We start from the raw sequence: 14,607 nt of genomic DNA, 5'->3' as shown, positions 1-14,607 counted from the left end.
GGCAGACGGCGAAGTCTTTTTTGTTTTCCGCAAGTTGTGCATCACACACCTTGCCATTCGCCTTCGCACCTCGGTAACCCCGCATTCACCTGCTTGCCTATATTTTTTGAGCGCTGTCAAAAGGACCACGAATGTTTGATGAACCGACAGAACCCCAACGCGTCACGTCGCGAACTGGGGGTCAATCGCACTATTCTGGAATGCGAAGTACTTCTAAGGAGACCATGACTAACTCCGAGTCACACGAGCACGATTCGGCATCAATGGATGATGCCCAGATCCAGGCCGCTATCGACCGGATCCTCGAAGCCGATGAAGCCCAAAGCCCACAGGTCCAGCATTTCGGAGAAGAAGATACCTCAATCTTCTCCGGGCAGGCCACTGCGCTCAACCGCTTCTCGACCGGCTTTACCCAATACGACGGGGACCAGGACGATCTCGCGGAGCGTCGCGCCCTGCGTCGCGTCGCGGGCCTGTCCACCGAACTCGAAGACGTTACCGAGGTCGAGTACCGCCAGCTGCGCCTGGAGCGCGTTGTGCTGGCTGGTATTTGGAGCGAGGGCACCGTCACCGACGCCGAAAACTCCCTGCGCGAACTGGCCGCCTTGGCTGAGACCGCAGGTTCCGAAGTTCTCGACGGCGTGGTGCAGCGCCGCAGCAAGCCGGACCCTTCGACATTCCTGGGGTCGGGCAAGGCCGAGGAACTGCGCGGCATCGTTGCCTCCACCGGCGCGGATACCGTGGTGGTTGATGCTGAGCTGGCTCCGTCCCAGCGCCGCGCCCTCGAGGACATTGTGAAGGTCAAGGTTATTGACCGCACAAGCCTGATCCTTGATATCTTTGCCCAGCATGCGAAGTCCCGGGAAGGCAAGGCACAGGTTGAACTGGCTCAGCTCGAGTACCTGCTGCCACGTCTTCGCGGCTGGGGCGAATCGATGTCCCGCCAGGCTGGTGGCCGTGTAGGCGCCGCTGGTGGCGGCATTGGCTCGCGCGGCCCGGGTGAAACCAAGATCGAAATGGACCGTCGCCGAATTCGCGACCGCATGGCCAAGCTGCGTCGCGAGATCAAGGCCATGAAGCCTGCTCGTGAGGCCAAGCGCGCCAACCGCAAGCGCAATGAAGTGCCTGCGGTGGCCATCGCCGGATACACCAACGCCGGAAAATCATCATTGCTCAACCGTCTGACCAACGCCGGTGTCCTGGTGGAGAACGCGCTGTTCGCCACCTTGGATCCAACCGTGCGCCAGTCGGCGACTGAAGACGGGCTGACCTATACGTTGGCCGATACAGTTGGATTCGTGTCGAACCTTCCAACCCAGTTGGTGGAAGCCTTCCGCTCAACTCTGGAAGAAATTGCCGATTCTGATCTAATCCTGCACGTCGTGGATGCTTCGCACCCTGACCCGGAGGGGCAGATTCAGGCCGTTCGTACCGTGCTTGGCGAAGTTGACGCGTTGAATATCCCGGAAATCATCGTCCTGAATAAGGCTGACGTCGCGGATCCATTTGTCATTGAACGAATCCGCAACCGTGAATCCAATACCTCCGTGGTTTCGGCTCACACCGGTGAGGGCATCGACGAGCTGCTGGAAAAGATCAGCTCGTCGATTCCGCGTCCAGGCATTCAGCTTGAAGTTCTCATCCCGTACAACCGCGGGGATTTGATTGCAAAGCTGCATCAGAGCGAATCTGAAATCCTGGAAAGCGAACACCTGGACAACGGCACGCGATTGATCGTCAAGGTGCGCGATTCCCTGGCGGCAGAGTTGGAGACTTTCAACATTCATGGATAAGCAAGAGCAGGCCCTTGAGCTTCTTGAGGCCGCGGTAACTTCCATGGGTGGCGCCATGCGTACAGGCCAGCAGGAAATGGTCAAGCACGTGGTGGCTGCCTTGGAAGACGAAGAACATTTGCTGGTTCAAGCTGGCACCGGAACGGGAAAGTCCATGGGCTATCTCATTCCGGCGCTGGCCCATGCGCAAACTAGTGCCAAGCCAGTGATTGTTTCAACCGCTACACTCGCGTTGCAGTCGCAAATTGTCGGTCGCGACGTGCCGAGATTACTTGAGTCACTCAAGGGCAAGCTCTCCCGTCCCATGGATGTGGCTCTGCTCAAAGGCCGCTCCAACTACCTGTGCCAATACAAGCTCGGTGGCGGATACCCCGATGACGAAGGCACGCTGTTCTCGATGGATGAACCGGCAGTACCCGCCGGAACTACCTATTCACCGCTTGCGAGTGAAGTGATGAAACTTCGCGATTGGGCAGAGCGCACCGACACCGGCGACCGAGATGAATTGGTGCCCGGCGTCAGCGACAAGGCCTGGAAGCAGGTTTCGGTTTCGGCGATGGAATGCCTGGGTTCTCAAAAGTGCCCGATGGCCGATGAATGCTTCTCGGAAATGGCGCGCGCCCGCGCAGCCGAATCTGACGTGGTGATCACCAATCATGCCTTGCTGGCGGTGTCTGCGTTTGAAGGCCTGTCGGTCTTGCCGGATTTCGATGTGGCCATCATCGATGAGGCCCACGAACTGCAGGACCGCGTGACCAGCTCGGTGTCTGGCGCGCTGTCGGCTCGAACGGTGATGACTGCTGCTGGTGGCGCCAAGCGCCACTGCGGCGTGAACGTCGATGAAATGGTCAAAGCGGCCAACCGACTGGAGAAGTCCCTGACCGGGATCCCCACCGGTCTGCTGGAGCAAGGCTTGCGCGAAGACATGGGCATTGCACTCAATGACATTGTTGAGCAGGCTCGCCTCGCATTGGCGCTGTCCAAGCCAGAGGCGAACGCGCCCGCCGATGGCGGACGACAGACTGCACGATCCCAGCTGCAGGCTGTTATGGATGACTCTCTGCGGATGCTCGAATCTGAAGAGCGCCGCGAAGTTCTCTACACAACGCGCCCACGGGAATTCGTAGAAGGCCGAGGCTACGTCGAGGCCGAAGAATCCCAACCGGCAACGCTCAATGTCGCACCGCTGTCGGTGGCAGGAAAACTGCGCGAAGGCCTATTTGATGGCCGCACCGTCGTACTCACCAGTGCAACGTTGGCTATCGGTTCGCAATTTGATGCCGTGGCCGGTTCACTGGGCTTGATGGGGAACGGAGCCCCGACATGGACTGGCGTCGATGTGGGAAGCCCTTTTGATTATCCAAAACAAGGCATCCTGTACGTAGCCAGGCATTTGCCAAAACCTGGCCGTCAACTTGCCGCTGAGACCCTGGACGAGATTGAAGATCTCATCAAGGCATCCGGCGGTGGCGCACTGGCGCTGTTCACTTCGAAGCGTTCGGCGGAAGAAGCCGCCAGCATCTTGCGCGAGCGGCTGGACGTGGACATCTTGTGCCAGGGCGAGGCCAGCATGAAATCCCTGGTTGAACAGTTCGCAGAGGAACGCGACACTTGCCTCTTTGGCACGATGACGCTGTGGCAGGGAGTTGACGTCCCGGGGGATTCCTGCCGTCTGGTCATCATCGACAAGATTCCATTCCCACGCCCGGACGACCCGATTTCGAAGGCCCGGACCGAAGACGTCGCCAAGCACGGTGGCAATGGCTTTATGCAGGTTTCGGCTACTCATGCCGCCATCCGCTTGGCGCAGGGCGCAGGACGCCTGATCCGATCGGTCAACGACCGGGGCGTTGTTGCCATATTGGACTCGCGCATGGCCACGGCGCGCTATGGAAGCTTCCTGAAGGCTACCCTGCCACCGATGTGGCCCACAGTAGACAAGAAGGTTATTTCTGGAGTTCTGGAACGCCTCAAGCCTGCTGAAAAGTAACTTCCGGTGCTTGAAATCAATGACCCGGTGACTCGGGCTCGTTGAATGCACTAATGTCTGTGCCACAGGGAAGGCAAATTCCGGAAGGCAAGATGAAATCCATGAGGGAACTGGCGCGTGAAGCAGCCGAAGATACGCATGCGCGTTTTGGCCATCGGCTCCTTCGCCTGCCAGGCACGTGGATTGGCCGGCCCTATAGCCTTCAGCACCGGATGCATGACGGAAGCATGCTCAGCAATATGAATGGATTTTCTCATCCGTTTGCTGAGTGGAACTATTGGTGGCAGGCCCACTATCTGGATGCGATCCTTGACGACGGGCTGGGCTATTGGGAAGCTGGCGATCGTGATGCAGCCCGGCGCGAACTTCACCGTTCCAAAGACCTGCTGGCAGGAATCCGCATACGCAATTTCGGAGTCTTCCCGAACTACTTCTTTGACGATATGGCATGGCTGGCGCTGGCAAGCCAGAGGTTGCTGGCCTTTTCCCGGAAGCTGGAAGGGCACAGCCACCGCGGTGCAAAACGAGCAATAACGACTTTGCGCAAGCAATTGGAAAGCGGCATCGACGAAGTCCTCGATGGCGGCTTGTACTGGTCGAGGAAACGCGATTTCAAGAATGCCCCTGCCAACGCTCCTGCCGCACTCTTTTTCGCACGCATCGGTGATCGCGAACAAGCCAGGGAGCTGCTTAACTGGATGCATTCCAACATCTTCAGCGACCAGCACGGTTTATATTTTGATGGGCTCAGACTCACTTCATCAGGCCAAAAACTGGAAGATCATCTCTATACCTATAACCAGGGTCCGGTGCTCGGCGCGCTGCTGGAATTAGGTACCGCGGCTGATTTGGAGCATGCTGCTGCACTTGTTCATGCCACACGCCGGCATCTGGCCGATGAGGCTGGATCCCTGGTGCTTGATGGAGGAGGCGATGGCAACCTATTTGCCGGGATTCTCTGCCGATACCTGGCCCTCTGCGCAAACGATGATCGCATGGATCTGGACGTTCGGGGCATCGCACGCGATTTGGTGACGTCGACAGCTAGCCGATTGGTCAACGAAGAACCACGACGGCTCTCAGCGGCAGTTCAGCGTTGGATGATCTTCAGCGCAGCACAACGCTGCGAATCGAAACCGAAATCGCAGGGAGTAATGGACTGAGGGGTGTTGATGCTTGCGCACCAACACCCCTCATGCCTGATGCGATTAGAGCGAACGCATCACAGAAACAACACGGCCCATGATCTTGGCCGCGTCGCCCAAGATCGGTTCGTAGCGTGAGTTCTGGGGCAGCAGCCATGTATGCCCATCGCGCTGCCGGAAGGTTTTGACAGTGGCTTCTTCGTCCAGCAATGCAGCGACGATATCGCCGTTTTCAGCATTCTGCTGACGGCGGACGACTACCCAGTCACCATCGCAGATAGCGGCATCAACCATGGAATCGCCAGAGACTTTGAGCATGAACAATTCGCCGTGTCCGACCAGCTGGCGAGGCAACGAGAAAACATCTTCGACAGACTGATCAGCAAGGATCGGCCCACCAGCAGCGATCCGGCCGACCAATGGAACCATGGTGGTATCGGCTGACGTGCTGAGCTCGATGACCATCGCGTCTTCGGCAGCCTTGCTCTCTGCAGCCTCCGACGCCGTTGAGTTCTCAGCATCGTCCGCCAACTGCAGTGGCAACAAAATCTCCATGGCGCGTGGACGGCGTGGATCTCGACGAATGTACCCGAGCTTTTCTAGCTGGCTCAATTGGTGGGTGACGCTCGAAAGGCTCTTGAGTCCTACCGAGTCGCCAATCTCACGCATGGATGGTGGATAGCCGTTCTTGCCGATGGCACGCTGGATCGTTTCCAGGATCTTCTTTTGGCGAATCGTCAACGAGCGTGCATTCGATCGGGGAGTGCGTTGTGAAGCTGACATGAGATTTTGCCTTCCCTAGCTATCTGTCGAAAGTTCAGCAGTCCAAACTGTCGGAGCCAGATGGTGTGATGTTTTCATTGCTCGTCTACTTCGAAATCTTAGTGGATAAGCGAGCTTCTTTCAAAGATTTGTTCGAAAACTTCTGGACAAGTCGGACGAAGCTCTGTTAGAACAGATGTACTAGTTTCGAACAAGTCTTCGAAATCTACGTATCGAATATAACTTCGCATCGCTACACAATCTTGAGGAGATAAGGTCATGGCAACCCTCGCACTTGACTCAAATCAAACCCAGAGTCCATTGAAGATCCGGATCAACCGCCGCGGCTGGGCTGTTTTGGTGGGCATTCCAGTTTTTGCGCTAACCGTAGCTGCAGTGTTCTTCTTCTCGATGTTCGCTTCTGATGCAAAGGCATCATCTGAACTCCCAATGGGCGTCGAAACTGTGGACGTCACCGTTATCCCGGGCGATACCGTGTGGAGCTTGGCCAAGGAATACGCCCAGGGCTACGACGTCACTTCTGCTGTCAGCCACATTTCGGAACTCAACTCCCTCCAGGGAAGCGAGATCCACGTTGGCGACTCGCTGTCGATCCCGGTGCTCGCTGGTTAGAGCATCGATCGAGGCAGGGGATTGTTACCTTGGCTCGTAGCGGATTCACCCGCCAAGCCGGTACACACGTAGACTTATTGCGTGAATGACCGCAGTGAACTTTTGAGTCAGCTGCCCTTGCGTGAGAATCTCCGCGGGCTATCCCCATATGGCGCACCACAAATCGACGTGCCCATTCAGCTGAATGTCAACGAGAACACTCATCCGCTTCCGCCAACCGTCGTGGATGCCATTGCGCAAGAGGTCGCAAAAGCAGCAACCAGCCTCAACAGATACCCGGATCGTGAATTCACCGAACTCCGTGAACTGCTGGCTAACTATCTCGGCCATTCCCTGACCGCAGGGAACATCTGGGCGGCAAACGGCTCGAACGAAATCCTCCAGCAAATCCTGCAAGCATTCGGCGGGCCAGGACGAAGCGTCATGAGTTTCGGGCCAACATACTCGATGTACCCCCTCCTCGCTAGCGGGACCGATACAACATATATCGCCGGTACGCGCGCCGAGGATTTCACTCTCTCCGCAGAATCCGCGGCAGAACAAGTTCTCAGGCACCAACCGAACATTGTCTTCCTGTGCTCTCCCAACAACCCCACGGGCACGGCGCTTGGCCTGGACGTGATCACAGCCGTATATGACGCAATGAGCGAGCACAATGGCATGGTCATTGTTGACGAAGCCTACGCCGAGTTTTCCTTGTCCAGCACCAAATCGGCGCTCACCTTGCTTGAAGGCCGCCAGCGGCTCATCGTCACGCGCACCATGTCAAAGGCCTTTGGCCTTGCCGGCGCCCGCGTCGGGTACCTCGCAGCGGCGCCTGAAGTCACCGATGCCATTCGCTTGGTGCGGCTGCCGTACCACCTCTCGGCCGTCACGCAAGCAACTGCCGTAGCGGCGCTGAAGAATATCGATTTGTTGTTGGCCCAGGTGGAAGACATCAAAACGCAACGAGATCGAATTGTTGCGCGCTTGAAAGAGCTTGGGCTTAAGCCTTCCGTCTCCGACTCCAACTTCGTCTTTTTCGGCGGGCTGGAGAACCCCCACGCGGTGTGGGAAGGATTGTTGGAAGCAGGCATTATCGTCCGCGACAATGGGATCCCGGGCACTCTGCGAGTAACCGCCGGAACCGAATCAGAAACTACTGCGTTCTTGGACCGTCTATCCGAGCTGCTCGGCGCGGAAAAGTAATCAAGAACAAGCGAAGGAAGACATGGCTGCCGAATTGATTGGCGCACGTCGCGCCCGCATGGAACGCGTCACCAGCGAATCGTCCGTATTCGTAGAACTAGATCTCGATGGAACTGGTGTGTCGGATATCAGCACGTCCGTGCCGTTCTACGACCACATGCTCACCGCGCTGTCCAAGCACTCGCTCATTGACTTGACCGTTCGGGCAACGGGCGATACCCACATCGACGTGCACCATACCGTGGAGGACACCGCCATCACCATCGGCGAAGTGCTGCGCGTTGCCCTGGGCAACAAGGCCGGCATCCGGCGCTTCGGCACCGCATATGCTCCATTGGATGAAGCACTTTCGCGTTCAGTGGTGGATGTATCCGGACGCCCCTACCTCGTCCACTCCGGCGAGCCGGCGGGGCAGGAATACCACCTCATCGGTGGGCACTTCACCGGTTCCATGACCCGCCACGTCTTTGAAGCCATCACCTTCCATGCCCAGATTTGTGCACATATCGAGGTGCTCTCGGGCCGCGATCCACACCATATTGTTGAAGCCCAGTTCAAGTCCTTTGCACGAGCCCTGCGCGAAGCCGTTGAATTCGACGAACGCATGGGTGACAAGATTCCATCCACGAAGGGTGCACTGTAAGTGGAAAAGAAGAATGTAGTTGTTCTCGACTACGGTTCGGGCAACGTCCGTTCGGCTGTCCGGGCGCTGGAAGCCGCGGGTGCTCACGTGGAGCTGACTGCAGATCCCGAAAAGGTCATGAGCGCTGACGGGCTGGTTGTTCCTGGCGTTGGCGCCTACGCGTCCGTGATGGAACAGCTGACGAATATTGGAGCCCTGCGCTGGATCGGCCGCCGCATCGCCGGAGGACAACCCGTATTGGGGATTTGCGTCGGCCACCAGGTCTTCTTCGAGGAAGGCGTTGAGCACGGAGTCCAAACTGCCGGTATCGGGGAATGGCCCGGCACCGTCGAACGGCTCAAATCCGATGTCATTCCGCACATGGGCTGGAATACCGTGCAGCCACCAGCTAGCACCAAGCTCTTTGCCGGCGTCGAGAACGAGCGTTTTTACTTCGTGCACTCATACGCAGTACAGAAGTGGGAATTCGACGTTACGCAACCTGCAATGACTCCGCCTCAAGTTACCTGGAGCACGCACGGAACCCCATTTGTGGCCGCAGTGGAGAACGGTCCACTGTCGGCAGTGCAATTCCACCCCGAAAAGTCAGGCGAAGCCGGCGCACAGCTGTTGCGCAACTGGTTGGGCACCCTGTAGGCATGTGGACCATCGTGCTTGGGTTCGTTGGCGCATTCCTGGCTGGCGGAGCTATCTCCCTCAAAAGCCAGAAGGCCCATATCTCTTGGGTCATCGCGCTATGGGCTCTCGCAGCAATGAGCATCATTGCCGCGTGGGTACTGGCCCTCTAAAAAATTCATTTCTTTACAAAGGACATTATGAGCGAGCAACCAATTCTCGAACTCTTGCCCGCCGTAGACATCGCCGGAGGCCAGGCTGTGCGTCTGGTCCAGGGCGAAGCCGGTTCCGAGACCGGCTACGGCGATCCACTGGAAGCGGCCCTTTCCTGGCAGAACGCAGGCGCTGAATGGCTGCACCTGGTTGATTTGGATGCTGCTTTTGACCGCGGCAGCAACGTGGAGATCGTCCAGCGCATCGCCAAGGAACTGAACATCAAAGTTGAGCTCTCTGGAGGCATTCGTGACGATGCGTCCCTGGACCGCGCCTTGGAATTTGGCGCGACCCGCGTCAACTTGGGAACCGCTGCGCTAGAAAATCCTGAATGGACCAAGCAGGCCATCGCCCGTCATGGCGACAAGATCGCAGTGGGCATGGACGTTCGAGGCACCACCTTGTCGGGCCACGGCTGGACCAAAGATGGAGGCGACTTGTGGGAGGTCCTGGCGCGCCTGGAAGATGCCGGATGCGCCCGTTACGTCGTCACCGACGTGACCAAGGACGGCACCCTTCGCGGACCGAACGTCGAGCTGTTGCGTGAAATTGCCGCAAAAACCAACAAGCCTGTCGTAGCGTCGGGCGGCATCTCGTCGCTCGAAGACCTGCGTGTGCTTCGCGAGCTAGTTCCAGAAGGCATCGAGGGCGCCATCATGGGCAAGGCCCTGTACTCAGGACAGTTCACCTTGCAGGAGGCCCTGGACGTAGCAGGACGCCGCTAAGTCCGCTCGCTCCACCACAATGACGGTTTGAATGCCACTGGGCATTCAAGCCGTCTTTTGTTTTCTGGTGCGGACAGCGCACGATGAAACCAGAGGGCATTCGCCGGCTGCTGATTTCCGCAAAAAATCTTGAATTACCCATCCGTGGTGTTCAAGCTCATGGGAGAAGATTCCGTCCGTCCTTTCAACTGAAGCAAATCCACCGATAGCATGGAGCTATGAGCACGGAGCATTCTGAATCAGCGCCTCAACGCCACCTGCCTGGACATATCGTCGCGGCCTTGGCCCAGGCTGGTTCACCCGCCGACTCTGCGGGGCAGGATTGGGAAGGGCGCGACCTCAGCGGCGAGGGCAACCCCCTGCATAATTTCGACAAGGACGACGGCAGCGCCGACTCCCAAACCATGGAGGCGCTGGCGCAGCTGCGCAACGGCAAAGGCTCCGAGGCCGAAGTCCACAAGGCCTTGGCCACCGCACGGGTGTTCGTGGCGGTCGTCGCCCAGCTTGGCGAAGAAGCCATGACCGAGCACGGTTTCGCTTCGGACAAGGAAGCCGACATGGCGCTGGTGAAGATCAATGCTCCGGACGGTCGAATGGCCCTGCCTGTCTTCAGCACCGTCGAACGATTGCAAGCCTGGCACAAGGAGGCCCGGCCGGTGGCAGTGTTTGCCCCGCGCGCGGCACTCTCGGCGGTCAGCGAGGAATGCCAGCTGCTGGTCCTTGATCCGGGCAGCGACTTCACTTTCGTCCTGCGCCGACCGGGGGTCTGGAACCTCGCCAAGCAGATCGACTGGACTCCGAGCTATCAGAATCAACAGATCGCCAACCTCGTGCAGGACGCCACCGAAGGCTTCAGCCAATTGCAGGCCGTGAAGCTGGCTCCAGGCAGGGGAGTAGGCTCAAGAACCAGGGACGGCCAGATGGTTCCTGGCGGCGGATCCGGACCAGAACTCAATTTGCAGTTCGTTTTCGCACCGGGAACAAGCCGGGAGAAGGCGCAGGAAATCACCGGCGCCATCCAGGGGCGCTTGGCCCAGAACACTGAATTCACTGAAGCGGTGGATTCCCTAGAACTCAGTTTGCATAGCGCGCCAAGCTAGACTCGGCGGGCTCCTAGAAGTAAGGAACACCTCGGGCATGAAAAGCTATTGGCAGATTCTGCGCCAGCCGCAGATCTCGATGCTCCTGCTGATTGGCATGATTGCCCGACTTCCTCACTCTGCACTGAGCATGCTCTTGCTCCTGCATCTGGTCAACAACCTTGAACAGAGCTGGGTCTCGGCCGGCTTGGTCACTGCTTTGATGACCCTGGGTATCGCCATCGGCGCGCCCTGGCGCGGATCACGCGTCGACTCGTGGGGATTGCGCCGGGCCATGCTGCCCTCGATCATCGTCGAAACCCTGGTTTGGTGCACCGTCCCGCACGTGCCGCTGGTCTGGGTTTACCCCTTGGCCTTCGTCGGCGGTTTATTCGCCCTGCCAGTATTCTCCGTGGTGCGTACGGCCTTGGGCATCATGACCACCGGCGAGCAGCGGCGAACCGCATTTGCCTTGGACGCGACAGCCACCGAATTGGTGTTCATCGTCGGGCCGGCAACTGCCGGCATCGTTGCCACCCAGATCAGCAGCGTGATCGGGCTAAGCGTCATTGGACTGACCGCCTCCCTGGCCGGACTGGCGCTGATGATCCTCAACCCGCCAACTCGCAGCGATGACCCCAAGGCCATCGCCATGCAGCCCAATGCCCATGAAGAGCGGCTGGGTGCCGAGGCCAGCTTCATTGCCGCAGCCCCAATGGGCGTGCAGGAGGTTGAAGGCGAACTGATCGTTGCTGGCTGGAAGTCGGCGCGGGCGAGGATCAAGAAGCGCGGACGGGCCTTCAAGAGCCGCTTCAGCTGGATCAGTGCTTCGGTGCTGGCGGTTTTCATCGCCTCCGCCGGAGCGGGGATGCTGCTCACCGGCACCGAAGTGGCCATCGTGGCCGAGCTCGATGCCGCCATGCAAAGCCACCGCCTCGGATTGGTGTTCTTCTTCTGGTGCGGTGCTTCGCTGATTGGCGGCCTGGTCTACGGCTCCATGAAGCGAGTGGTTTCGCCCCTGCTGCTGCTGTTGTTCATGGCGATTTTGACGATCCCGATGTACTTCGCGTGGGACACCTGGTCCTTGGCCTTCTTCTCCGCCTTGCCCGGTTTCCTCTGTGCGCCGACCCTCTCGGCCGCCTCGGAATGGCTCACCGATTTGGTGGCCGAAAAGCGCCGTGGCGAAGCCATGGGCTGGTACGGTTCCGCGATGACCGCTGGCACCGCATTGGGTTCACCGGTCACCGGGCTCTTCGTGGACAGCATTGGCCCGGCTTACGCCTTTGTCGGCATTGGCATCATGGCCACCATCGTGGTCTTGGCCGCCCTGATTGCCCAGCAGATTCGCCGTCGGGTGCGCCGGGCTCGCCGGCAGCGCTGGGAAACTACGGCCTAGCCCTGCGCCCTCTCGGCGATGCGCGAGTACATATACAGGTCCTTGGGCTCATTGCCGATCAGCTCCCAGCCGCGCAACAACCCTTCGCGCTGGAACCCGCTGCGCTTGGCCGCACGCCAGGAGCCTTCGTTCCACGGCTCGACGTAGAGCTCGAACACGATGGATGCCCGGATAGTCCAGGGCCCAATCAGCGAGGGTGTTCAACGCGCAGGCGGCAATGCCTTGACGGCGATGTTCGGGGCCCACCCAGTAGCCGATGCTTGCCCGTCCGTGGCGGGCGTCGCGGAACCACAGGCCAATCTGCCCGACAGCCCGGTGGGTTGTCGAATCCGCGATGGCGAATGAGTATCCGGTTCCATCCGTGGTTCTGCTCCATTGGCGATAGATGAATTCCAGGCATTGTTGATGATCGCCCTGTAGCGGCACGGTGGTGATCTTTGTGATGTAGGGGTCCGTCGAAGCCTGCTTGATGAGCGGGATGTCCTGAAGCGAAAACGGGCGCAGATAATAGGGCGTTGCGTCCAAGACGGGCTGTTCGATCAGTTCCATTGGAACAACACTAGCTCGAAGCGGCCGGTTCGCTGCGCAAAAGGGATCTTGTGATGCAGACAACGATGGGCTCGGCTTCCGAAGAAGCCGAGCCCATGATGTTAATCTCTTAAAAAACTAGGATGATTGCTTAGTTGACAGCGCCGGTGAACTTTTCGCCGGGGCCCTTGCCTGGAGCATCCGGGATCAGCGAAGCCTCGCGGAACGCCAGCTGCAAGCTGCGCAGGCCATCGCGCAACGGAGCTGCGTGCTGCGAACCGATCTCAGGTGCGCCCGCGGTGACTAGGCCTGCAAGAGCGGTGATCAGCTTTCGAGCTTCATCCAGATCCTTCAGCTCAACGGCGTCTTCGCCCTCGGCCAGGCCGCATTTAACGGCGGCCGCGCTCATGAGGTGAACCGCCGCGGTGGTGATGATTTCTACAGCCGGTACTTCGGCGATATCGCGCACCTGCTGATCGACGAGGTGCTGATGCGAGTTGGTGTCTTCGGTACTCATACTGCTAAGCTTGTCACAGACCGACTCGATGCCGGTACTTCTCATGTTCTCCAGTTAGCCCTGGATGCCCGATTCGTACTAGTATTGAGCCATGCAAGTGGAGGCCATCTCCCACCCGCTGTCGCCGTTTCCAGGCTTCCGGGTATTTCGGCAGGATCGCATTCGTGCAATCCCCAGATGCAGGCGCAATGATGTGCGCCATTCATCATGTCGTTCTCTTTTGGCCTTCGCCTGCAATCGCAGACGGGGGCCTTCTTCGTTTGCGGTTATGGATTACGAATTTCAGGAGTGACACATCAGCGATCCACGCATTAATGAGCGCATTCGCGTGCCAGAGGTACGTCTCGTCGGCCCCAATGGTGAGCAGGTAGGCATCGTCCGCATCGAGGACGCGCTTCGTTTGGCTCATGAGTCCGATCTGGACTTGGTCGAGGTGGCACCCAACGCCAAGCCTCCAGTGTGCAAACTGATGGACTTCGGCAAGTACAAGTACGAAGCCGCTGTGAAGGCTCGTGAAGCTCGTAAGAACCAGACCAACACGGTCTTGAAGGAAGTTCGCTTCCGCCTGAAGATTGACACTCACGACTACGAGACCAAGGTTGGGCACGCGTTGCGCTTCCTGGGCGCTGGCGACAAGGTGAAAGCCATGATCCAGTTCCGCGGTCGTGAACAGCAGCGTCCAGAGATGGGTATCCGCTTGCTGGAAAAGTTTGCAGCAGACGTCGCCGAGGTTGGAATCATTGAGTCCAGCCCGCGCATCGATGGCCGAAACATGGTCATGGTTGTTGGTCCGCTGAAGAACAAGGCAGAGGCTCGCCGCGAACAGCAACAGCAGAAGTCCGGTGGCCGTAATGCGGCCAAGCGCAAGATCCGCACCGACGCTCCAGCTGAAACCGAGGGCCAGAACGTTGCAGCAGCTATGGATGACGAAGCCCGCGCCAAGTTGGAGCAGGCCCGCCAAGCAGCTGAAGGCGACGCCTAGCCAAGCCTGTTGGGCTTTCGAGCCCGTCACCGTTTACGGTGAAGGATCTTCCCCCGGGAAGGTCCAACTACAAGAGAACAACAGCGGTCACCTTATACGGGGCCCGCTTCGGATGATCCCCATGCGGTAATTTTGCCGTGTGGAGCACGTTAGGAGAACGGCAGCTATGCCGAAGTTCAAGACTCACAGTGGCGCCAAGAAGCGCTTCAAGCTGACCGGTAGCGGTAAGCTCGTTCGTCAGCAGGCCAACCGTCGCCACTACCTGGAGCACAAGTCCTCGCGCATTACCCGTCGCCTGGCTTCTGACCAGATCGTCGCTAAGGCCGATGTAAAGACCATCAAGCGGATGCTGGGCCTCTAAGCTCTCCCTTTCGCAATTCGGGGAAGCAATACCCCAC

General features: G+C 58.7%; 16 protein-coding genes. 13 read left to right on the top strand and 3 right to left on the bottom strand.

Going from position 1 to position 14,607, the window contains the following annotated elements:
* Positions 1-131 precede the first annotated feature (131 nt).
* The 3 genes from hflX to ACT7DV_RS00225 are packed head-to-tail and all read left to right on the top strand — an operon-like array spanning position 132 to position 4,946.
* Entirely contained in the window at positions 132-1,793 is a 1,662-nt protein-coding gene (hflX, locus tag ACT7DV_RS00235) for a GTPase HflX (RefSeq protein ID WP_444660373.1), read from the top strand.
* Complete coding sequence (locus ACT7DV_RS00230) at positions 1,786-3,783, top strand: ATP-dependent DNA helicase (protein WP_444660372.1); 1,998 nt, start codon at positions 1,786-1,788, stop codon at positions 3,781-3,783. The genes hflX and ACT7DV_RS00230 overlap by 8 nt, the downstream gene beginning before the upstream one ends.
* 53 nt (positions 3,784-3,836) lie before the next feature.
* Positions 3,837-4,946, top strand: a complete 1,110-nt coding sequence (locus ACT7DV_RS00225) for a glycoside hydrolase family 76 protein (protein WP_444660371.1) — start codon at positions 3,837-3,839, stop codon at positions 4,944-4,946.
* Between the two features lie 45 nt (positions 4,947-4,991).
* Here the strand turns inward: ACT7DV_RS00225 and lexA are convergent, their stop codons facing one another.
* Positions 4,992-5,711, bottom strand: coding sequence for a transcriptional repressor LexA (lexA, locus tag ACT7DV_RS00220; RefSeq protein ID WP_060701141.1), 720 nt, complete (start codon positions 5,709-5,711; stop codon positions 4,992-4,994).
* 258 nt (positions 5,712-5,969) lie between these two features.
* Here lexA and ACT7DV_RS00215 point away from each other — a divergent pair, with 258 nt between their 5' ends.
* From ACT7DV_RS00215 to ACT7DV_RS00180, 8 genes are all read left to right on the top strand, one after another.
* On the top strand, positions 5,970-6,323 hold the full coding sequence (locus ACT7DV_RS00215) for a LysM peptidoglycan-binding domain-containing protein (RefSeq protein WP_444660370.1): 354 nt from the start codon (positions 5,970-5,972) through the stop codon (positions 6,321-6,323).
* Between the two features lie 81 nt (positions 6,324-6,404).
* Positions 6,405-7,511, top strand: coding sequence for a histidinol-phosphate transaminase (locus ACT7DV_RS00210; protein ID WP_444660369.1), 1,107 nt, complete (start codon positions 6,405-6,407; stop codon positions 7,509-7,511).
* A gap of 22 nt (positions 7,512-7,533) precedes the next feature.
* Positions 7,534-8,154: an imidazoleglycerol-phosphate dehydratase HisB gene (gene hisB / locus ACT7DV_RS00205; RefSeq protein ID WP_444660368.1), complete on the top strand. Its 621-nt coding sequence runs from the start codon at positions 7,534-7,536 to the stop codon at positions 8,152-8,154.
* Positions 8,155-8,790: an imidazole glycerol phosphate synthase subunit HisH gene (gene hisH / locus ACT7DV_RS00200; protein WP_060701145.1), complete on the top strand. Its 636-nt coding sequence runs from the start codon at positions 8,155-8,157 to the stop codon at positions 8,788-8,790. It begins immediately after the preceding gene.
* Between the two features lie 2 nt (positions 8,791-8,792).
* Positions 8,793-8,942, top strand: coding sequence for a hypothetical protein (locus ACT7DV_RS00195; protein WP_171918751.1), 150 nt, complete (start codon positions 8,793-8,795; stop codon positions 8,940-8,942).
* A 27-nt stretch (positions 8,943-8,969) separates the two neighbouring features.
* Positions 8,970-9,707 (top strand): bifunctional 1-(5-phosphoribosyl)-5-((5-phosphoribosylamino)methylideneamino)imidazole-4-carboxamide isomerase/phosphoribosylanthranilate isomerase PriA, encoded by a 738-nt coding sequence (gene priA / locus ACT7DV_RS00190; protein ID WP_060701146.1) that lies wholly within the window; start codon positions 8,970-8,972, stop codon positions 9,705-9,707.
* A 218-nt stretch (positions 9,708-9,925) separates the two neighbouring features.
* On the top strand, positions 9,926-10,807 hold the full coding sequence (locus tag ACT7DV_RS00185) for an SseB family protein (protein ID WP_444660367.1): 882 nt from the start codon (positions 9,926-9,928) through the stop codon (positions 10,805-10,807).
* Between the two features lie 37 nt (positions 10,808-10,844).
* Complete coding sequence (locus ACT7DV_RS00180) at positions 10,845-12,182, top strand: MFS transporter (RefSeq protein WP_444660366.1); 1,338 nt, start codon at positions 10,845-10,847, stop codon at positions 12,180-12,182.
* 48 nt (positions 12,183-12,230) lie between these two features.
* On the opposite strand, the gene ACT7DV_RS00175 is transcribed toward ACT7DV_RS00180, so the two are convergent.
* Together ACT7DV_RS00175 and ACT7DV_RS00170 are read right to left on the bottom strand one after the other, a co-directional pair.
* Positions 12,231-12,731 carry a GNAT family N-acetyltransferase gene (locus ACT7DV_RS00175; protein ID WP_444660365.1) on the bottom strand — a complete coding sequence of 167 codons (501 nt, stop codon included), beginning with the start codon at positions 12,729-12,731 and terminating at the stop codon, positions 12,231-12,233.
* Positions 12,732-12,861: 130 nt separating this feature from the next.
* On the bottom strand, positions 12,862-13,227 hold the full coding sequence (locus ACT7DV_RS00170) for a DUF1844 domain-containing protein (RefSeq protein WP_060701150.1): 366 nt from the start codon (positions 13,225-13,227) through the stop codon (positions 12,862-12,864).
* A 328-nt stretch (positions 13,228-13,555) separates the two neighbouring features.
* Here ACT7DV_RS00170 and infC point away from each other — a divergent pair, with 328 nt between their 5' ends.
* Positions 13,556-14,209, top strand: a complete 654-nt coding sequence (gene infC, locus ACT7DV_RS00165) for a translation initiation factor IF-3 (protein WP_444660364.1) — start codon at positions 13,556-13,558, stop codon at positions 14,207-14,209.
* 166 nt (positions 14,210-14,375) lie between these two features.
* Complete coding sequence (gene rpmI, locus ACT7DV_RS00160) at positions 14,376-14,570, top strand: 50S ribosomal protein L35 (protein WP_060701152.1); 195 nt, start codon at positions 14,376-14,378, stop codon at positions 14,568-14,570.
* Positions 14,571-14,607: the final 37 nt, after the last annotated feature.

The organism is Glutamicibacter sp. TV12E, from assembly GCF_052441935.1.
GTDB lineage: Bacteria > Actinomycetota > Actinomycetes > Actinomycetales > Micrococcaceae > Glutamicibacter.
This window is presented reverse-complemented; position numbering and strand designations above follow the sequence as displayed.

Coding starts and splice junctions, on each gene's coding strand:
- hflX (WP_444660373.1), top strand. CDS start 132: ATGTTTGATGAACCGACAGAACCCCAACGCGTCACGTCGCGAACTGGG.
- ACT7DV_RS00230 (WP_444660372.1), top strand. CDS start 1,786: ATGGATAAGCAAGAGCAGGCCCTTGAGCTTCTTGAGGCCGCGGTAACT.
- ACT7DV_RS00225 (WP_444660371.1), top strand. CDS start 3,837: ATGTCTGTGCCACAGGGAAGGCAAATTCCGGAAGGCAAGATGAAATCC.
- lexA (WP_060701141.1), bottom strand. CDS start 5,711: ATGTCAGCTTCACAACGCACTCCCCGATCGAATGCACGCTCGTTGACG.
- ACT7DV_RS00215 (WP_444660370.1), top strand. CDS start 5,970: ATGGCAACCCTCGCACTTGACTCAAATCAAACCCAGAGTCCATTGAAG.
- hisB (WP_444660368.1), top strand. CDS start 7,534: ATGGCTGCCGAATTGATTGGCGCACGTCGCGCCCGCATGGAACGCGTC.
- ACT7DV_RS00195 (WP_171918751.1), top strand. CDS start 8,793: ATGTGGACCATCGTGCTTGGGTTCGTTGGCGCATTCCTGGCTGGCGGA.
- priA (WP_060701146.1), top strand. CDS start 8,970: ATGAGCGAGCAACCAATTCTCGAACTCTTGCCCGCCGTAGACATCGCC.
- ACT7DV_RS00185 (WP_444660367.1), top strand. CDS start 9,926: ATGAGCACGGAGCATTCTGAATCAGCGCCTCAACGCCACCTGCCTGGA.
- ACT7DV_RS00180 (WP_444660366.1), top strand. CDS start 10,845: ATGAAAAGCTATTGGCAGATTCTGCGCCAGCCGCAGATCTCGATGCTC.
- ACT7DV_RS00175 (WP_444660365.1), bottom strand. CDS start 12,731: ATGGAACTGATCGAACAGCCCGTCTTGGACGCAACGCCCTATTATCTG.
- ACT7DV_RS00170 (WP_060701150.1), bottom strand. CDS start 13,227: ATGAGTACCGAAGACACCAACTCGCATCAGCACCTCGTCGATCAGCAG.
- rpmI (WP_060701152.1), top strand. CDS start 14,376: ATGCCGAAGTTCAAGACTCACAGTGGCGCCAAGAAGCGCTTCAAGCTG.